Origin of the sequence: Streptomyces sp. NPDC026659 (assembly GCF_040638245.1) — a bacterium.
In the GTDB taxonomy this organism is placed as follows: Bacteria; Actinomycetota; Actinomycetes; order Streptomycetales; family Streptomycetaceae; genus Streptomyces.
Genome location: NZ_JBEZXY010000017.1, coordinates 13426 through 30956 on the forward strand (window position 1 = coordinate 13426; position 17531 = coordinate 30956).

The 17531-nt window shown below is 72.1% G+C and carries 18 protein-coding genes; 6 read left to right on the top strand and 12 right to left on the bottom strand.

Features of this window, described 5'->3' with window-relative positions; all coding sequences use genetic code 11:
* Positions 1 to 12 precede the first annotated feature (12 nt).
* Positions 13 to 1587: an FAD-binding oxidoreductase gene (locus tag AB0E91_RS30495; RefSeq protein WP_361788491.1), complete on the bottom strand. Its 1575-nt coding sequence runs from the start codon at positions 1585 to 1587 to the stop codon at positions 13 to 15.
* A 329-nt stretch (positions 1588 to 1916) separates the two neighbouring features.
* Here AB0E91_RS30495 and pstS point away from each other — a divergent pair, with 329 nt between their 5' ends.
* The 4 genes from pstS (at position 1917) to pstB (ending at position 6034) form a co-directional block, all read left to right on the top strand.
* Positions 1917 to 3041, top strand: coding sequence for a phosphate ABC transporter substrate-binding protein PstS (pstS, locus tag AB0E91_RS30500; protein WP_361788566.1), 1125 nt, complete (start codon positions 1917 to 1919; stop codon positions 3039 to 3041).
* Between the two features lie 135 nt (positions 3042 to 3176).
* Positions 3177 to 4175 (top strand): phosphate ABC transporter permease subunit PstC, encoded by a 999-nt coding sequence (gene pstC, locus AB0E91_RS30505; RefSeq protein WP_361788493.1) that lies wholly within the window; start codon positions 3177 to 3179, stop codon positions 4173 to 4175.
* Entirely contained in the window at positions 4172 to 5224 is a 1053-nt protein-coding gene (gene pstA, locus AB0E91_RS30510; protein WP_361788495.1) for a phosphate ABC transporter permease PstA, read from the top strand. The genes pstC and pstA overlap by 4 nt, the downstream gene beginning before the upstream one ends.
* A gap of 33 nt (positions 5225 to 5257) precedes the next feature.
* Positions 5258 to 6034: a phosphate ABC transporter ATP-binding protein PstB gene (pstB, locus tag AB0E91_RS30515; protein WP_361111134.1), complete on the top strand. Its 777-nt coding sequence runs from the start codon at positions 5258 to 5260 to the stop codon at positions 6032 to 6034.
* Between the two features lie 124 nt (positions 6035 to 6158).
* Here pstB and AB0E91_RS30520 read toward each other — a convergent pair whose 3' ends face one another.
* Entirely contained in the window at positions 6159 to 7157 is a 999-nt protein-coding gene (locus tag AB0E91_RS30520; RefSeq protein WP_361788497.1) for an inorganic phosphate transporter, read from the bottom strand.
* A gap of 7 nt (positions 7158 to 7164) precedes the next feature.
* A complete protein-coding gene (locus AB0E91_RS30525; RefSeq protein WP_361111138.1) occupies positions 7165 to 7785 on the bottom strand; it encodes a DUF47 family protein in 621 nt (206 codons plus the stop codon).
* A 243-nt stretch (positions 7786 to 8028) separates the two neighbouring features.
* Between AB0E91_RS30525 and AB0E91_RS30530 the strand changes: the two genes are divergently transcribed.
* Positions 8029 to 8334 (top strand): metal-sensitive transcriptional regulator, encoded by a 306-nt coding sequence (locus AB0E91_RS30530; RefSeq protein ID WP_161181244.1) that lies wholly within the window; start codon positions 8029 to 8031, stop codon positions 8332 to 8334.
* Positions 8335 to 8338: 4 nt separating this feature from the next.
* On the opposite strand, the gene AB0E91_RS30535 is transcribed toward AB0E91_RS30530, so the two are convergent.
* A complete protein-coding gene (locus tag AB0E91_RS30535) occupies positions 8339 to 8506 on the bottom strand; it encodes a hypothetical protein (protein WP_199586844.1) in 168 nt (55 codons plus the stop codon).
* Positions 8507 to 8618: 112 nt separating this feature from the next.
* Positions 8619 to 9446 (bottom strand): hypothetical protein, encoded by an 828-nt coding sequence (locus AB0E91_RS30540; RefSeq protein WP_361788500.1) that lies wholly within the window; start codon positions 9444 to 9446, stop codon positions 8619 to 8621.
* A 233-nt stretch (positions 9447 to 9679) separates the two neighbouring features.
* On the opposite strand from AB0E91_RS30540, the gene AB0E91_RS30545 reads away from it, so the two are divergent.
* Positions 9680 to 9853: a hypothetical protein gene (locus AB0E91_RS30545; protein ID WP_361788502.1), complete on the top strand. Its 174-nt coding sequence runs from the start codon at positions 9680 to 9682 to the stop codon at positions 9851 to 9853.
* 30 nt (positions 9854 to 9883) lie between these two features.
* Here the strand turns inward: AB0E91_RS30545 and AB0E91_RS30550 are convergent, their stop codons facing one another.
* The 7 genes from AB0E91_RS30550 to mshD all read right to left on the bottom strand — a co-directional run bounded on the left by AB0E91_RS30550 (position 9884) and on the right by mshD (position 17154).
* Entirely contained in the window at positions 9884 to 10315 is a 432-nt protein-coding gene (locus tag AB0E91_RS30550) for an NUDIX hydrolase (RefSeq protein ID WP_361788504.1), read from the bottom strand.
* Between the two features lie 17 nt (positions 10316 to 10332).
* Positions 10333 to 11376: a CHAD domain-containing protein gene (locus tag AB0E91_RS30555; protein WP_361788506.1), complete on the bottom strand. Its 1044-nt coding sequence runs from the start codon at positions 11374 to 11376 to the stop codon at positions 10333 to 10335.
* Entirely contained in the window at positions 11357 to 13648 is a 2292-nt protein-coding gene (locus tag AB0E91_RS30560; protein ID WP_361788508.1) for an RNA degradosome polyphosphate kinase, read from the bottom strand. Before AB0E91_RS30560 ends, AB0E91_RS30555 begins: the two co-directional genes overlap by 20 nt.
* A gap of 242 nt (positions 13649 to 13890) precedes the next feature.
* Complete coding sequence (locus tag AB0E91_RS30565) at positions 13891 to 14850, bottom strand: ABC transporter permease (RefSeq protein ID WP_361788510.1); 960 nt, start codon at positions 14848 to 14850, stop codon at positions 13891 to 13893.
* Entirely contained in the window at positions 14847 to 15740 is an 894-nt protein-coding gene (locus tag AB0E91_RS30570; RefSeq protein ID WP_361788512.1) for an ABC transporter ATP-binding protein, read from the bottom strand. Before AB0E91_RS30570 ends, AB0E91_RS30565 begins: the two co-directional genes overlap by 4 nt.
* Positions 15737 to 16123: a GntR family transcriptional regulator gene (locus AB0E91_RS30575; protein ID WP_361788514.1), complete on the bottom strand. Its 387-nt coding sequence runs from the start codon at positions 16121 to 16123 to the stop codon at positions 15737 to 15739. Before AB0E91_RS30575 ends, AB0E91_RS30570 begins: the two co-directional genes overlap by 4 nt.
* Positions 16124 to 16227: 104 nt before the next feature.
* Entirely contained in the window at positions 16228 to 17154 is a 927-nt protein-coding gene (gene mshD, locus AB0E91_RS30580; RefSeq protein ID WP_361788516.1) for a mycothiol synthase, read from the bottom strand.
* Between the last annotated feature and the right edge of the window lie 377 nt (positions 17155 to 17531).

The window sequence follows — 17531 nt, forward strand, 5'->3', positions numbered from 1 at the left end:
GCCTGCGGCCGGTCAGAGCCCCTGCGGTGAGGTGAAGAAGCGCTTCGGGTCGTAGCTCTTCTTCACCTCGGCCAGCCGGGCGGAGGCGCTGCCGTAGTAGGCGGTGCGCCAGTTGCTGAGCGTGGGGTCCGTGTAGTTCTGGTACGCCGCTCCCGACGCGTACGGCCGCATCGCGCCGTGGGCCGCGTCCAGCCAGGAGCGGGCCGTGCCGCCGGAGGTGCCCTCGGTCCAGGCGACGATGTACTGGGCCAGCATCCGTGAGCGCCGGTGCACGAAGGCGGTCGCGGTGGGGGAGACCCGGTTGACGGCGCCGCCGAGCGCGGTGAGCGCGATGCTGCCCGCGCCGCCGCGCACCGCGCCGATCTGCCTCAGCAGGGTCTGGATGCCCGCCGCCGACAGGGAGCGATCGAAGAAGTCCGAGTGGGCCGCGTAGGTCTCGCGGCGCAGCGCACCGCGCGGGGAACGCCCTGGGGTGGTGCCCGGCAGATGGCACTGGGCGTCCGTGGCGAGCCCCGAGCAGCCCGCGTAGATCTCCATGGCCTCCTCGTAGCCCCGGCGGCGCAGGGTGACGGAGGAGGCGTTCGCGCCCGCGCTGTGGGCGAGGCGGTCCACTGCGTTCTGGAGACCGCCGTAGGTGCCCAGCGAGAAGCAGGAGACGGAGACGGTCGGGGTGCGGCCCGGGGAGCACTCCAGATGCAGCGCGGACCAGATCTCGTCCGGCTGGGAGGGGCCCCACTCCTGCCATGCCTTCACCACGGCCGCCGCCTTCGACCAGGGCCAGGAGAGGTACGCGGTCACGGCCTTCGGCGCCGGGTGGGTGCGGAAGCGCAGCTCCGTGACGACGCCGAAGTTGCCGTTGCCCGCGCCGCGCAGCGCCCAGAAGAGGTCTGCGTGGTGCCCCGCGTCGGCGGTGACCTCGGTGCCGTCGGCCGTGATCAGGGTGGCCCGGGTGAGGTTGTCGCAGGTCAGGCCGTAGGCGCGGGAGGCGACTCCATGGCCGCCGCCGAGGACCAGGCCGGAGACGCCGACGGTCGGGCACGAACCGGCGGGGATGGTCACGCTCTTGGCGGCCAGGCCCCGGTAGACGTCGATCAGCTTGGCGCCCGCGCCGACGACCGCCTGGCCGCCGCTCGCGCTCACCTTGTTCAGCGCGGAGACGTCCAGGATCAGGCGGCCGTCGCCGGAGGAGTAACCGCCGTAGGAGTGGCCGCCGTTGCGGATCGCGACCTTGATGTTGTGGGCGCGGGCGTAGGCGAGGACGGTGCGGATGTCGCCGGTGTGGGCCGGGTAGGCGACGGCGGCCGGACGCAGGCCGTCGAAGCGGGTGTTGTAGAGCCGGCGGGCCGGGGTCCAGTTCGCGTCGCCGGGGCGGACCAGGGTGCCGTCGAGGTCGTGGCCGAGCCCGCTCCAGTTCTTGGCGGCGGGGCGGGTGCCGCCGGGGCTGCCCTTGGCGGTCAGGGCGGTGGTGGCGGAGGGCAGCGTGGCCGACGAGGGGCCCGGGGCGGGGCGCGGGGCCGCGTCGCAGGCGCCGAGCGCGGTCGCGGCCAGCGCGGCGGCACCTCCCGAGATGAACGTACGCCGCTCCATGTCCCCGCCTCCCGGCCGCAGTTCGCCTTCCCGTGGAACGAGACGGCGCCCCACCCGGCGGGGTTCCACGGGAGGGTGACAAGGTGGGGGAAGAGTGCGTGGGCGGCGTGGGGCCGGAATCTCCACGTGTCCTTCTCGTGAGCGTTCCGTGACCTCACCGGGCCGACGGCAGGGGTTCACCCCTCGTTCACTTCGGGCCATCGGCGGCTTCACCTGTTCTGCCTAATTTCGGCCGTACCAGATGCGGAGTGCGGCCATAGATGCACTCACGTGTCCCCATGACTTCGCACGCCGCCCGCTGCGGCGGCTCCTGGAAGGAACTCCCGAAAGTGATGCTTCAGCGCAAGAACCGGCTGCGCGCCCTGTCTCTCGGTGCTCTCGCCGTCTCCGGCGCCCTGGCCCTGACGGCGTGCGGCAGCGACGACACGGGCAAGCAGGCGGGCGGCGGTTCCTCCTCCGCGGCGAGCGCCGGGTCGGTCAAGTGCGACGGGGCGAAGGGCCAGCTCCTCGCGGACGGCTCCTCCGCGCAGAAGAACGCGATCGACGCCTGGGTGAAGAACTTCTCGCAGGCCTGCGGCGTGCAGATCAACTACAAGGGTGCCGGTTCGGGCGCCGGTGTCACCTCCTTCAACCAGGGCCAGCTCGCGTTCGCCGGTTCGGACTCCGCGCTGAAGCCGGAGGAGGTCGCCGCCTCCAAGAAGGTCTGCAAGGGCGGCCAGGGCATCGACCTGCCGATGGTCGGCGGCCCGATCGCGGTCGGCTACAACGTTCCGGGCGTGAAGGACCTGGTCCTGGACGCGCCGACCCTGGCGAAGATCTTCGACAGCAAGATCGCCAAGTGGAACGACGCCGCGATCAAGAAGCTGAACCCGACGGCGAAGCTGCCCGACCTGAAGATCCAGCCGTTCCACCGCTCCGAGGACTCCGGCACCACGGACAACTTCACCAAGTACCTGATCGCCACCACCCCGGACAACTGGAAGTACTCCGGCGGCAAGGCCTGGCAGGCCCAGAAGGGCCAGGCGGCCACCGGCTCGGCCGGTGTGGCCCAGGGCGTCAAGCAGAACGCGGGCGCGATCGGCTACTTCGAGCTGTCCTTCGCCAAGGACATCGACACGGTCGCCATCAGCACCGGCGCCAAGACCCCGGTGAAGCCCTCCACCGACTCCGCCACCGCCGACATCGCGGCCGCCAAGGTCGTCGGCACCGGCAGCGACCTCGCCCTGAAGCTCGACTACCAGACCAAGGCCGAGGGCGCCTACCCGATCACCCTGGTCACGTACGAGATCGTCTGCGACAAGGGCAACAAGGCGGACACCCTGCCCGCCACCAAGGCATTCCTGGGCTACATCGCGAGCGAGGACGGCCAGAAGGTCCTCAGCGAGAACGGCTACGCCCCGATCCCCGACGAGATCATCACCAAGGTCCGCAGCACCGTCGCCGGCCTGAGCTGACCTGATCCGAGTGTGCGGCCCGGGCCCCGACGGGGTCCGGCCGCACCGTCCGGTGCACCGCCGCCCGGAGCCGGGCCATCCGTCCGGCTCCCGTGAGCCGCCCACCCACGCGGCTCAGCAGACCGGAGAATCCCGATGGACATATCGACGACCGACGTACCTCCCCCCGCAGGCCGGGCCGCCGCCCGCCGCGCGGACGCCGCCCGGGGCGCCGCCCAGACCGGTGACCGGGTGTTCCTCGCCCTCTCCCGGGGCTCGGGCATCCTGTTGCTGGTGATCATGGCCGCCATCGCGGTCTTCCTGACCTACCGCGCCTGTCTCGCGATCAGCGCGGACCACGGCAACTTCCTGACCACCTTCGAGTGGAACACCAACGCGAACCCGCCGGTCTTCGGCATCGCCGTGCTGGCCTTCGGCACGGTCGTCTCCTCGATCATCGCCATGGGCCTCGCGGTCCCGGTGGCGGTCGCGATCGCGCTGTTCCTCACCCACTACGCCCCGCGCCGGCTGAGCGGCCCGATCGCCTACGTGATCGACCTGCTCGCCGCCGTGCCCTCCATCGTCTACGGCCTGTGGGGCGCTCTGATCCTGGTCCCGCACATGCAGGGCCTGTACGGCTGGCTGGACGAGTTCTTCGGCTGGACCGGCATCCTCGCCTGGAACGGCGGCGCCCCGCGCGCGATGCTCACCGTCGGCATCCTGCTGGCGATCATGATCCTGCCGATCATCACCAACGTGAGCCGCGAGGTCTTCCGCCAGGCCCCCCGGATGCACGAGGAGGCCGCCCTCGCCCTCGGTGCCACGCGCTGGGAGGTCATCCGCATGGCGGTGCTGCCCTTCGGCCGCTCCGGCGTCATCTCCGCCTCCATGCTCGGCCTCGGCCGCGCGCTCGGCGAGACCATGGCCGTGGCCACCGTGCTCTCCCCGAGCTACGAGATCCAGGCCAGCCTGCTCGACCCGGGCGGCGGCACCTTCGCCCAGAACATCGCCTCCAAGTTCGGCGAGGCGACCGAGCAGGGCCGTGACGCGCTGATCGCCTCCGGTCTGGTCCTGTTCGTCATCACCCTGCTGGTCAACGGTGCGGCCCGCGCGATCATCGCCCGCCGCAAGGAGTACTCGGGGGCCAACGCATGAGCACCGCAGTCAACGGCAACGGCGTGAGCAACCTGCGCGCCGGGAGCCTGCCCAAGTGGACCCCGTGGGCCGTCGCCGCCGCGTCGGTGGCGACCGCCGTCGCGATCGGCCTCGGCGCCGGGCTCCACTCCAGGGTGCAGTGGGGCCTGATCGCCGCGCTTCTCTTCATCCTCGGCACCTATGTCGTCGCCGCCCGGGTGGAGGGCCGCCGGCAGGCCAAGGACCGGATCGCCACCTCGCTCGTCTGGGTGGCCTTCCTGCTCGCCGTGATCCCGCTGGTCTCCCTGGTGTGGGTGACCGTCTCGCGCGGTGTGAAGGTCCTCGACCCGTACTTCCTGAGCCACTCGATGGGCGTCGTCGCCGACTCCGAGCCGGGCGGCGGCATCTACCACGCCATCCTCGGCAGCCTGGAGCAGGTCGGCCTCGCCACCCTGATCGGCGCCCCGATCGGCGTGCTGACCGCGATCTACCTGGTGGAGTACGGCCGCGGCCGCCTCGCCCAGGCGGTGACCTTCTTCGTCGACGTGATGACGGGCATCCCGTCCATCGTCGCGGGCCTGTTCATCCTCAGCCTCATGCTGATCTTCCAGCTGCAGCCCTTCGGCTTCGCCGGGTCGCTCGCGCTGGCCATCCTCATGATGCCGGTGGTCGTGCGCTCGACCGAGGAGATGCTCAAGCTCGTACCGAACGAGCTGCGCGAGGCGTCCCTGGCGCTCGGCGTGCCCAAGTGGCGCACCATCCTCAAGGTGGTCCTGCCGACCTCGCTCGGCGGCATCGCGACCGGCGTCATGCTGGCCGTCGCCCGGATCGCGGGCGAGACCGCGCCGGTGCTGCTGCTGGTGTTCGGCAACTCCTTCATCAACGCCAACCCCTTCGAGGGGGCGCAGGCGTCGCTGCCGCTGTACATCTACCAGCAGTACGCGGCCGGTGCCGACCCGGCGTACGACCGCGCGTGGGCGGCCTCGCTGACCCTGATCGCGTTCGTGATGATCCTCAACCTGGCGGCCCGCGGCGTAGCCCGCTGGAAGGCCCCCAAGACCGGTCGCTGACGCGACCACTCAGCGACTGGAAGTGAAGCGGTAATGGCCAAGCGAATCGACGTCAGCGGACTCACCGCCTACTACGGCTCCCACAAGGCGATCGAGGACATCTCGATGACCGTCGAGCCGCGCTCGGTGACGGCGTTCATCGGCCCCTCCGGCTGCGGCAAGTCGACGTTCCTGCGCACCCTCAACCGGATGCACGAGGTCACCCCCGGCGGCCGGGTCGACGGCAAGGTGCTCCTGGACGACGAGGACCTCTACGGCACCGGCGTGGACCCGGTGGCGGTGCGGCGCGAGGTGGGCATGGTGTTCCAGCGGCCCAACCCGTTCCCCACCATGTCGATCTTCGAGAACGTGGCGGCGGGGCTGCGCCTGAACGGCGGCTTCCGCAAGAGCGAGCTGAACGACGTCGTGGAGCGCTCGCTGCGCGGCGCGAACCTGTGGAACGAGGTCAAGGACCGGCTGAACCGGCCCGGCGCCGGTCTCTCCGGCGGCCAGCAGCAGCGCCTGTGCATCGCGCGCGCCATCGCGGTCGAGCCCCGGGTGCTGCTCATGGACGAGCCCTGCTCCGCCCTGGACCCGATCTCCACCCTTGCGATCGAGGACCTGATCGGTGAGCTGAAGGAACGGTTCACGATCGTCATCGTGACCCACAACATGCAGCAGGCGGCGCGCGTCTCGGACCGTACGGCCTTCTTCAACCTGGCCGGGGTCGGCCAGCCCGGCCGGTTGATCGAGATCGACGACACCGAGCGGATCTTCTCCAACCCCTCGGTCCAGGCGACCGAGGACTACATCTCGGGCCGCTTCGGCTGAGCCGAGGAGCCGAGGACTCCCCGCGGTGCTGCATGGCGGTGCCACCGCGGGGATGCGAAAAGGGCCCGCCCCCGGAAGATCCCGGGGGCGGGCCCATCGCCGTGTCGGCGCCGTACCGTCGGTGCTACAGCACGGTCAGGTTGACCAGCTCGAAGACGGCGGCCGCGACCAGGGCGGCGGCGGGCATGGTGATGAACCAGCCGAGCACGATGTTCTTGGCGACGCCCCAGCGGACCGCGTTGACCCGCTTGGTGGCGCCGACACCCATGATCGCCGAGGTGATCACATGGGTCGTGGAGATCGGCGCCTTGAACAGGTACGCCGTGGTGAACATGATCGACGCGCCGGTCGCCTCGGCCGCGAAGCCCTGCGGCGGGTCCAGCTCGATGATCTTGCGGCCCAGGGTGCGCATGATGCGCCAGCCGCCCGCGTAGGTGCCGAGCGAGAGCATCAGGGCGCAGACGATCTTGACCCAGACCGGGATGGGGTCCTTGTAGGTCTCCTCGCCCGCGATCACCAGGGCCATCATCACGACACCCATCGTCTTCTGGGCGTCCTGGAGACCGTGGCCGAGCGCCATGCCCGCCGCCGATACCGTCTGCGCTATGCGGAAGCCGCGCTTGGCCTTGTGCGGGTTGGCGTTGCGGAACAGCCACAGGATCGCCGTCATGACCAGATAGCCGACGACCAGGCCGACGATCGGCGACAGGAACATCGGGAGGATGATTTTCTCGACGACGCCGCTCCAGATCACCGCCGTACCGCCCGCGAGCGCGGCGCCCACCAGGCCGCCGAACAGGGCGTGCGAGGAGGACGAGGGCAGGCCGAAGTACCAGGTGACCAGGTTCCAGACGATGGCGCCCGCGAGGGCGGCGAAGAGGATGGCCATCCCCTTCGACCCCGCCGGGGTCTCGATCAGACCCTCGCTGACGGTCTTGGCGACGCCGTTGCCGAGGAAGGCACCCGCGAGGTTCATCACGGCCGCCATCGCCAGCGCCGCGCGCGGCGTGAGCGCCCGCGTCGACACGGACGTGGCGATCGCGTTGGCGGAGTCGTGGAAGCCGTTCGTGTACGTGAAGAAGAGCGCGACCGCGACGGTCACGATCAGGGCGAAGGTGTCCATCGACGCCTCAGGACTCCTTGACGGCGATGGTCTCCACCGTGTTCGCCACGTGCTCGAACGCGTCCGCGGCCTCTTCGAGGACGTCCACGACCTGCTTGAGCTTCAGCACCTCGATCGCGTCGTACTTGCCGTTGAAGAGATGGGCGAGCAGCTTGCGGTGGATCTGGTCCGCCTGGTTCTCCAGCCGGTTGACCTCGATCCAGTACTCGGTGAGGTTGTCCATCGTGCGCAGGTGGGGCATCGCCTCGGCCGTCAGTTCGGCCGCCCGCGCCAGGACCTCGATCTGCTGCTCGACACCCTTCGGCAGCTCCTCGATGTTGTAGAGGACGACCAGGTCGACGGCCTCCTCCATGAAGTCCATGATGTCGTCGAGCGACGAGGCGAGGTTGTAGATGTCCTCGCGGTCGAACGGCGTGATGAAGGAGGAGTTCAGCTGGTGGAAGATCGCGTGTGTGGCGTCGTCACCGGCGTGTTCCGCGGCCCGCATACGCTCTGCGATCTCGGCCCGGGCGGAGGGGTCCGCCCCGAGCAGTTCCATCAGGAGCTTCGAGCCCGTGACGATGTTGTCCGCTGACGCGGCGAACATGTCGTAGAAGCTCGTCTCCCTGGGGGTCAGACGAAAGCGCACGTTGAGGTCCTCGGGGTGCTTCGGTTGGGTCAGGCTGATGCTAGGCGCATCATCCGGCCACGGCTATCGGGCCATTCCCCAGTGTCGCCCATCAGGAAGCATGCTCGGCACGGGGGCGTTGCGCCAAGGGCCCGATACCCCGTGAAGTTGGTTACCATATACCCACCAGGGGTATCTGTTCGGATGGCTTCCAGTCAGTCCGGCGTCCGTCCCCCGTCCGCCCGTCCCCCACGGAGGCCCGCGATGACGACGACCGAGGCCGGCGCCACGCACGGTTACCACCACCAGAAGGACGAGCACCTCAAGCGGCTGCGCCGTATCGAGGGCCAGATCCGGGGCCTGCAGCGCATGGTCGACGAGGACACGTACTGCATCGACATCCTCACCCAGGTCTCCGCCTCCACCAAGGCTCTTCAGTCCTTCGCGCTGCAGCTCCTCGAGGAGCACCTGCGGCACTGCGTCGCGGACGCGGCCGTCAAGGGCGGCGACGAGATCGACGCCAAGGTGGAGGAGGCCACGAAGGCCATCGGGCGCCTGCTGCGCACCTGAGCCCTCAGGCCAGGGCGGCGCCGCGCTCCTCGGTGACCCGCAGCACCTCGTCGATGCTGGCCAGGCTCAGCCGGTCCTCCGCCGCCGAGGCGGCGATGATCAGCTCGCCGCACAGCTCTATCTCGGCGAGGGCCACGTGGTCCTGCACCGCCGTACCGCCGACCGGAGCCACGCGCGTCACCTCTTCCTGCCGTCACCGATGCCCGGACCGGCTTCCTAGAGTAGGCAGCGGTTCACATGCCGCGCATGGCACGGAAGGGCTAGTTCGTGAGCGGCGGGGCGGACTATCCCGGCGGCCGGCCCGTCGCGCCCTCGTCGTCAGCGATCCTGCCCGCGTAGATGTCCTCCGGGCGCGGCAGCACGATTTCGGCGCGGGTGCCGAAGTCGTAGAGCAGGGTGGTCGAGGCGACCGCGACGGCCGCCGCCTGCCTGCTGTTGACGAAGCTGAAGTGCTGGCGGAGCTTGCGGATGCGGCCCTGGTCGTCCAGGTAGGCGTCGAACGGGACGGCGGCCGTGGCGAACCCTTTCGCCGCCGCCGCGAGCGAGGCCCGGTTGTCCGCGGAGGCCGCGCGCGCCGCCGCGCCCAGGTCGGCGGTGCCCCGGTAGTGCCGTACCGCCGTGCCGCCCACCTTCGTGCGGCCCACGTACGTCGCCGTGCGCGTCCCGCGCAGCACCTCGGCCGCCGCGTACGGATCGGTCGCGCCGCCGGTGACCAGGTTGCCGTCGGACACGCCTGCCGTCTCCACCCGGACCCACTTGTCGGCGGGCACGCCCGCGCCCCGGTTCTTCATGTACAGGGCGCCGGGGGCGAGCAGCTCGGTGATGGGCCGGTGCTCGGGGGCGCCCGTGGGGTCCTCCGGGAGGACGACGGTCAGGCTGCCGAGGCGGCGCCGGAAGTCGTACACCCCGTTGCCCCGGATGGTGACCCGGGTGCCGCCGGTGGCCATCTCCATGGAGGTCGTGGCCCGGGAGCCGCCCGCACCGCGCAGGGTGTCGGCGGCCTGCCGCAGGACGGCCACCGGATCGCCGCTCGCGCCGCTCACCCCCTCGGCGGCGGCCCCGCTGGAGGAACACCCGGCGGTGCCCGCTCCGAGTCCGACGGTTAGTCCCATCACGCCCGCCGCTACGACCGTCCTGCTCGCGCGCGTGTGCTGCCGCCGATCCATGGCCTGCCTTACCCCCAGCCGGTTGCGTCCGTTGGGCCCCCTGTCGTTCCCGTTAACGACGGGTAGGGGGTGCCGTCACGCGTGGCGTCAAGCACGTGAGAAGTCAGCGGGTCATACGCCCGTACAAACGCTTCAGATGCCCGAACGAACGTGTTGATCAGTGCGGGTACGGTGGGACCGTGGCGTGGCAGGACGGCCCGGTGGGGGCACGGCAGGAGCGGGAACACCGCACGACGACGAACGAACAGGGCCGGTTCTGCGTGGCCAGGTGCAGCTGCGGCTGGCGGGGTCCGGCGCGCCGGGCGCGCAGTCAGGCGCGCGCGGACGCGGAGGCGCACGCCAACACGCCGTGACGCCCGGCGTGCGCGCCGCTCAGCGCCCCGTCAGTGCCGCTCGAAGGCGCGGGCCAGCGCGTCCAGCAGCTCGCGGTCGCGGGGCTGGGTCAGCCGCTCGCGGGCGGCCCCGGGGGCGAGCCAGGTGATCGCGTCGACCTCGGAGCCCGGGGTGAAGTGCCCGTGCAGCGCCTCGGCCGCCCAGTAGCGCACCTCCTTGGGGCGCCCGGCCACCGGATAGCGCAGGGTCGCCAGCTCGGCGCCGGGCCCGGCCGCGTACCCGGTCTCCTCCGCGACCTCGCGCAGCGCGCCCGCGAGCGCGTCCTCGCCCCGCTTGAGCTTGCCCTTCGGATGCGACCAGTCGTCGTACTTCGGGCGGTGGACCAGGCAGACCTCCAGGGCGCCGGAGGGCGAGCGGCGCCAGAGCACGCAGCCTGCGGCGAGGACCGGCGGGAGGCCCGGGGTGTCCGGCGTGTCGCTCATGCCGTCTCCTCCCGCGTTCACCGGGCCGGGACCGTCCGCCGCTGCCAGGTCTGCTGGAAGGCGAAGCGGGCCGCCTCCACCTCGTGCCGCTGGTCGGCGTGGAGGACACCGAGCGCGTAGGCCGTCGCGGGCGCGATCCGGGCCGTACGCGCCGCCTGGGCGGCCGCGACCGCCGCCTCCGCCGCGTCCCGGTGCCGGTTCAGGGCGTGCCCGGCCGCGCGCAGCCGGGGGTCCTCGGCCGGGGCGGCGGCACCGCAGGGCACCTCGCGGGCGTAGCGGTGCAGCCGCAGCAGCAGCCGGACCTGGTGCCAGGGGCCGTCCTGGGGGCGCGGGGCAGGGTCCGGGGACAGGCCGTCGGCCAGGGCCTGCGCGTTGTAGGGGTGCCCGGCGGTGACCAGGGGCAGCGCGGCGACCGCGCTGCTGAGCCGGTCCTCGGCGGCCGCCGCGTACGGGCCGAGGTCCGCCCCGGCCGCGCCGGGCGCGAGGGGGACGTCGCCGGCGAGTACGGCGATGCGGTCGGCCAGCGCGTGGAAGCGGGCGGAGCTGAGCGCCTCCAGGGCGCCGGAGTGGGCGCGGGCGCGGGCCAGGGTGAGCCTGCGGTCGAGGAGGGCGGCGGCGCGGGCGGCGCCGATGGTGAGGGGGACGGCGGGGGGTGCCGTGGTGGGGGCTTTCGCGGGCGCGGGGACCGTGGGCGGTGCCGCTGTGGTCCCCGAGAGCCGGTGCAGGGCGAGCAGCAGCCGGTCCAGGCGGGCCGCGCAGGCGTGTTCCAGGCCGAGGGTGCCCGAGACCCAGGCCAGTTCGGCCCGGGTCTCGTCCGCCCAGTCGGGGTCCAGCAGTCCGCGGAAGGTGTACAGGCCCGCGCTGACGCGGCGGGCCGAGCGGCGCAGCGCGCGCGCCGCCTTGGCCGGCCCGTCCGCGCCCGAGGCGCCGTTCCCGGTCTCCCGGTGCAGGCGCAGGGCGCGGAGGAACTCCGTTGCCCGGGCGCTCAGATGGGCCGCGAGGGCCGCTCCGGTCGCCTCCCCGGGCTCGGAGTCCGCCGGGTCAGGGTGTCGCGGTGCCACGCCGGCGCCTCCGGGCGTCTATGAGCATCTCCTGGACGTTGCGCAGCGGCTGGCCCTCGGCGTCGGTCGCGTGCCGGGTCCATTCGCCGTCGGGGCCGAGGTGCCAGGAGGCGGTGGTGTCGGACATGCCGGTGTCGAGCATGCGGTTCAGGGTCGCCCGGTGGCCGGGGTCGGTGACCCGGACCAGGGCCTCGATCCGGCGGTCGAGGTTGCGGTGCATCATGTCGGCGCTGCCGAACCACACCTCGGGCTCGCCGCCGTTGCCGAAGGCGAAGACGCGGGAGTGCTCCAGGAAGCGGCCGAGGATCGAGCGGACCCGGACGTTCTCGGACAGGCCGGGGATGCCAGGGCGGATCGCGCAGATGCCGCGGACCCAGATGTCGACCGGCACGCCCGCCTGGGAGGCCCGGTAGCAGGCGTCGATGATCGCCTCGTCGACCATGGAGTTGACCTTGATCTTGACGAAGGCCGGGCGGCCCGCGCGGTGGTGCTGGATCTCCTTGTCGATGCGCGATATCAGGCCGTCCCGCAGCGACTTGGGGGCGACGAGCAGACGGCGGTAGGTCTCGCGGCGGGAGTAGCCGGAGAGCCGGTTGAACAGGTCGGAGAGGTCCGCACCGACCTGCGGGTCGGCGGTGAGCAGCCCGAGGTCCTCGTAGAGGCGGGCGGTCTTCGGGTGGTAGTTGCCGGTGCCGACGTGGCTGTAGCGGCGCAGGGTCTCGCCCTCCTGGCGGACCACGAGCGACAGCTTGCAGTGGGTCTTCAGCCCGACCAGGCCGTAGACCACGTGGCAGCCGGCCTCCTCCAGCTTGCGCGCCCACTTGATGTTGGCGTGCTCGTCGAAGCGGGCCTTGATCTCGACCAGGACGAGGACCTGCTTGCCGGACTCGGCCGCGTCGATCAGGGCGTCGACTATCGGGGAGTCGCCGGAGGTGCGGTACAGCGTCTGCTTGATTGCCAGTACGTCCGGGTCCTGCGCGGCCTGCTCCAGGAACGCCTGCACGGAGGTGGAGAAGGAGTCGTACGGGTGGTGCAGCAGCACGTCCCGCTGGCGCAGCGCGGCGAAGATGTCGGGCGCGGAGGCGGACTCCACCTCGGAGAGGTCGCGGTTGGTGCCCGCGACGAACTTGCGGTACTTCAGCTCCGGCCGGTCGAGGCTGTGGATGCGGAAGAGGCCGGTGAGGTCGAGCGGGCCGGGCAGCGGGTAGACCTCGGCCTCGGAGATCTTCAGCTCGCGCACCAGCAGGTCGAGCACCTCGCGGTCGATGTCCTCCTCGACCTCCAGACGCACCGGCGGCCCGAAGCGGCGCCGCATGAGCTCCTTCTCCAGGGCCTGGAGCAGGTTCTCCGCGTCGTCCTCCTCGACCTCCAGGTCCTCGTTGCGGGTGAGCCGGAAGGCGTGGTGCTCCAGCACCTCCATGCCCGGGAACAGCTCCTCCAGGTGCGCGGCGATCACGTCCTCGATGGGGACGTACCGGCCGGGGCTGCTCTCCAGGAAGCGGGACAGCAGCGGGGGCACCTTCACGCGGGCGAAGTGCTTGTGGCCGCTGACCGGGTTGCGTACGACGACGGCCAGGTTCAGCGAGAGGCCGGAGATGTACGGGAAGGGGTGCGCGGGGTCCACGGCGAGCGGGGTCAGCACCGGGAAGATCTGGTGCCGGAACAGCGTGAAGAGGCGGGCCTGCTCCTTGTCGGTCAGCTCGCTCCAGCGGACCAGGTGGATGCCCTCCTCCGCGAGCGCGGGGGCGACGTCCTCGTGATAGCAGGCGGCGTGCCGGGCCATCAGCTCGCGCGAGCGGGCCCAGATCATCTCCAGCACCTCGCGGGGCTGGAGCCCGGAGGCGGAGCGGGTGGCCACACCGGTGGCGATACGGCGCTTCAGGCCGGCCACCCGGACCATGAAGAACTCGTCCAGGTTGCTCGCGAAGATCGCGAGGAAGTTGGCGCGCTCCAGGAGCGGGGTGTTCGGGTCCTCGGCCAGTTCGAGGACGCGCTCGTTGAACGCGAGCCAGCTGCGCTCCCGGTCCAGGAAGCGGCCCTGCGGCAGCGGGGCGCCGTCGCCCTGGGTCTCCTCGTAGGCGTCGAGATCGGCGTCGAGATCCGGCTCCAGGTCGGAGACGGCCGCCGCGACCGTGTGCGGGCGGTGCGCGGCGATGGAGCCCACGGGGGGCTGCGTCCGGCCGGGGACCTCGGACCCGAGGCCCGCGGTATCCGCGCCGAACGCCGCGGTGGAGGAGGACTGGGCCGGTGCCTGGGCTTCTCGCTGACTCATGAACCCATTCTTCCGTGTCAGGGGCGTCACGGCAGCGTCGAATTTCGCGGAGGGAAGTCTGATGACGTTCCGCCCCGCGTCCCCCTCGGACTCCGGCCCGGACTCCGGCGAAGCCCCACCGCCGACGTGCTCCATTCCCCGAGCCTCGCAAGCGCTGCTGAATGGCCGGTTACGGGGACATGACGTGGGGGACAGCGGAGGGCGGCTCCCAGGGGAACCGCCCTCCGCCATCCATGAGCAGGTCAGCCGGTGCGGCGGCGCAGCACCGTGAAGGAGGCGACGGTGAGCAGCGCGGTCACGGCCAGCAGCAGGGCGCTGGTGGTGAGCTGGAGGGGCCAGTAGTGGGACTCGGGGTGGTACTCAGAGAACAGCCCGGTGCCGCCGTGCTGGGCGTACAGCCGCTTGCACGCTGCGAGCGAGTCCGCCGTGCAGTCGGGCGTGGGGACGTGCGCCCCGCTCCGGGTCACCATGCCGTGCGCCACCTCCACACCGGCGAACTCGCCCGCGTAGCCGCCCTCGAAGCCGTTCACCTTGGTCACCGGCGGCCACAGGTACGGCATGAGCCAGTGGGCGCCGGCGTACAGCAGGATGGTGGCGGCGACGGTGATGCCGATGGAGGCCAGGGTGCGGCGCACCAGCAGCCCGGTCAGGGCGCCCGCCGCGAGTGCGGCCAGGCAGACGGCGACGGTCGTGGGGCCGTTGGCGTGGAAGGTGCGGGGCAGCCACCAGGCGGGGCGGAGGCCGACCTGGTTCGCGGTCGCCTGCCAGGCGTACCGGTGCAGGGCCACCAGCAGGCTCGCCCCGGCGGTGACCGCCACGGCCGGGAGCGCCAGCCGCACCGCCAGCCAGCGCACCGGGGTGATGCCCTGGGTCCAGGCCAGCGCCGCGGTGCCGGACTCGGTCTCCCGCGCGGTCAGCGCGGCGCCCGCCCAGACGGCGACCAGGACCGGCAGCAGGATCATGGCCTCGGTCAGCAGCTCGTACAGCGTGGCGTAGTTGCCCGTGTAGATGGTGCACGCCACCTGGCAGGCCTGCAGCTTCTGCCAGGCGCGCGCCGCCGTTTCCGCGAGCGGTCCCCCGAGCCACAGCAGCAGTCCGGACCCCGTCAGCACCAGGGCCGCCCAGACGAAGAGCGCCCACCGGTGCAGCCGGAACGTCCAGCGGGCCGGGCGCGGCCGGGCGGAAACGGTGAGAGTGCTCATGCGGCGCGCTCCTCGGACAGGGCGGTGGTGGCGGTGAGGGCGGGGGCCTCGGGGTTGCGCAGATGGGCGAGGACCAGGTCCTCCAGGGTGGGCGTCCGGGTCTGCCAGTCGTCCGTGAGCGGGGCCGCCGGGCGGAGCAGGGCGGTGACGCTGCGGCCGGTGGTGCGGGACTCGATCACCGTGTGGGGGGTCAGGGCCGCGTCGGCGGGTCCGGTGACCCGGAGGTGGGCATCGAGGAGGTCGTCGATGTCGCCGGAGAGGCGGACGCGGCCCGAGCCGACCAGGAGCAGGTGGTCGCAGGACTCCTCCAGCTCCGCGACCACGTGGGAGGACATCGCGATCGTGGTGCCGTGCTCGGCGGACACCCCCATCAGGACGCCCATCAGCTCGTGCCGCGCGAGCGGGTCGAGGTCGGCCATCGGCTCGTCCATGAGCACCAGTTCGGGCCGCTTGCCGAGTGCGAGGGCGAGCGCGACGCGGGTGCGCTGGCCGCCGGACAGGGACCGGATGCGGGCACCGGGGTCGAGGTCGCCGCCCGCGGCGATCCGGTCGGCGAGGGCGGTGTCCCAGCGGCCGGGGTTGAGGTCGGCGCCCATGCGCAGCGTCTCGGCGACGGTGAGCTGCGGGTACAGCGGCTTCTCCTGCGCGACGTACGCGACGCGGGGGCGGGCCTCGGCGGGCCGTACGCCCAGCACCCGTATTTCGCCCTCGGTCGGCCGGAGCAGACCCGCCGTCAGGGCGAGCAGGGTGCTCTTCCCGGCGCCGTTGGGGCCGACGACGGCGCACACCCGGCCCGCGGGCAGCCGGAACGCGCAGTCGCGCAGCGCCCACCCGCCCCGCCGTCCGAAGCGCTTGCCGAGGCCGTCCGCCTCGATCGCGGTGTCGCTCATGAACGTTCTCCCTGGAAGCTCTTGTCGAGTACGGAGGTGAAGAGCGCCGCCATGTCGTCCCGGTCCCAGCCCTTCCGGACCGCCCGTGCCGCCCACTCCTCCAGCTCGGCCCGCAGCGGGGAGTCGGCCGGGGCGGCGCCGAGGGTGCGGCGGACGAAGGTGCCGAGGCCGCGCCGGGCCTCCACCAGTCCCTCCCGCTCCAGCTCGCGGTACGCCTTGAGGACGGTGTTGGGGTTGATGGCGGTGGCCTCGACCACCTCGCGGGCGGTGGGCAGCCGGTCGCCGGGGCGCAGTTGGCCCAGGCGCAGGGCCTGCTTCGTCTGCTGGACGATCTGGACGTAGGTGGCGACCCCGCTGTGCCGGTCGATGCGGTATTCGACCACGCGCTGAACCACCCTTTCACTAATTGAGTAGTGGAATGATGATCGAGAAGAGGGGCGCCCGTCAAGCGTGGACGCCCCTCAACTCATCGCCAATACAGCTCGGTTCACGTCTCCGTGCGGTACATCAGGTCCGTCTCGTGGGTCGTGAAGCCCAGCCGTTCGTAGACCGAGACCGCCGCCTTGTTGTCCGCGTCGACGTAGAGCATGGCGGTGGGCAGGCCCCGGCCCGCGAGGTGGCGCAGGCCGGTCGTGGTGAGGGACTTGCCGAGGCCGCCGCCCTGGCTGCCGGGGCGGACACCGAGGACGTAGACCTCACCGAGGCCCTCCTCGGGGTGGGTCTTGGTCCAGTGGAAGCCGATCAGCTCGCCGCCCCGCTCGGCGAGGAAGAAGCCGGCCGGGTCGAACCAGGGCTCGGCCTCGCGGTCGGCCAGGTCGCGTTCGGTCAGCGAGCCCTGCTCGGGGTGGTGGGCGAAGGCGGCCGCGTTGACCGCGAGCCACGCCGTCTCGTCCTGTCCGGGGACGAAGGCGCGGACCGTCACGCCCTCCGGCAGCACCGGGTCGGGCAGTTCGAGACCGGTCAACGGGCGCCGCATCTGGCGCAGTTCACGGAACAGGGTCAGGCCGAGCACCTGGGCGAGATGACGGGCGGCGGGGTGGCCGCCGTGTGCCCAGACCCGCAGCCGCTTGCCGGAGGCGGCGAGCAGCGCGGTACCCAGCGCGCGGCCGTGGCCGTGGCCCCGGTGGGCCGGGTGGACGACCAGTTCGGCGGCCGGTGCCTCGACCGGGTCGGTGTCCTCCAGTTGCGCGTAGCCCACGAGTTCGTCGCCGTAGCTCAGCAGCAGATGGGAGACGCCCTCCCGCGCCCCGCCGCGCAACTGGAGCCGCCCCTGCTCGGACACCGGCTGCTGCCCGTCCACGGCGGCGGCCGCCGCGAGCAGATCGAGCACGGCCCGGGTCTGCTCCGGGGTGAGTTCGGCCTGGGTCTCGAGGGAGCGGGCGGGCACGGCCCGCTCGGAGTCGTCGCTGCTCATGCGTATGAGGGTACGGGGGCGCTCCGCTGGGTACGGCCGGGCGGGACGATGACACCTGGCGGCGCGGCGCGACGGCGTCCGGGCTGCGTGGTGTTCTGGTGGCCCGGCGCGACGGCGGCCCGGTGCCCTGGCTCGATGGCGACCCGGTGCCATGGTGGTCCGTTGGCCCCGCGCGGAAGGGCGATGGCGGACCGGCCATGCGGTGTACGGCGACCTGGTGGTCCGGTGCGACAGGACGATGGCGGCCTGGCCGCGCGGTGTCCTGGAGGCCGGGCGCGACGGCGGCTCGGCCGTGCGGTGTCCCGGTCGCCGGCGCCCCGACCCGGTGGCCCGGCTCCGCGGCGCCCCGGGCCGCGCGTCGTCATGGCCGGCAGGCG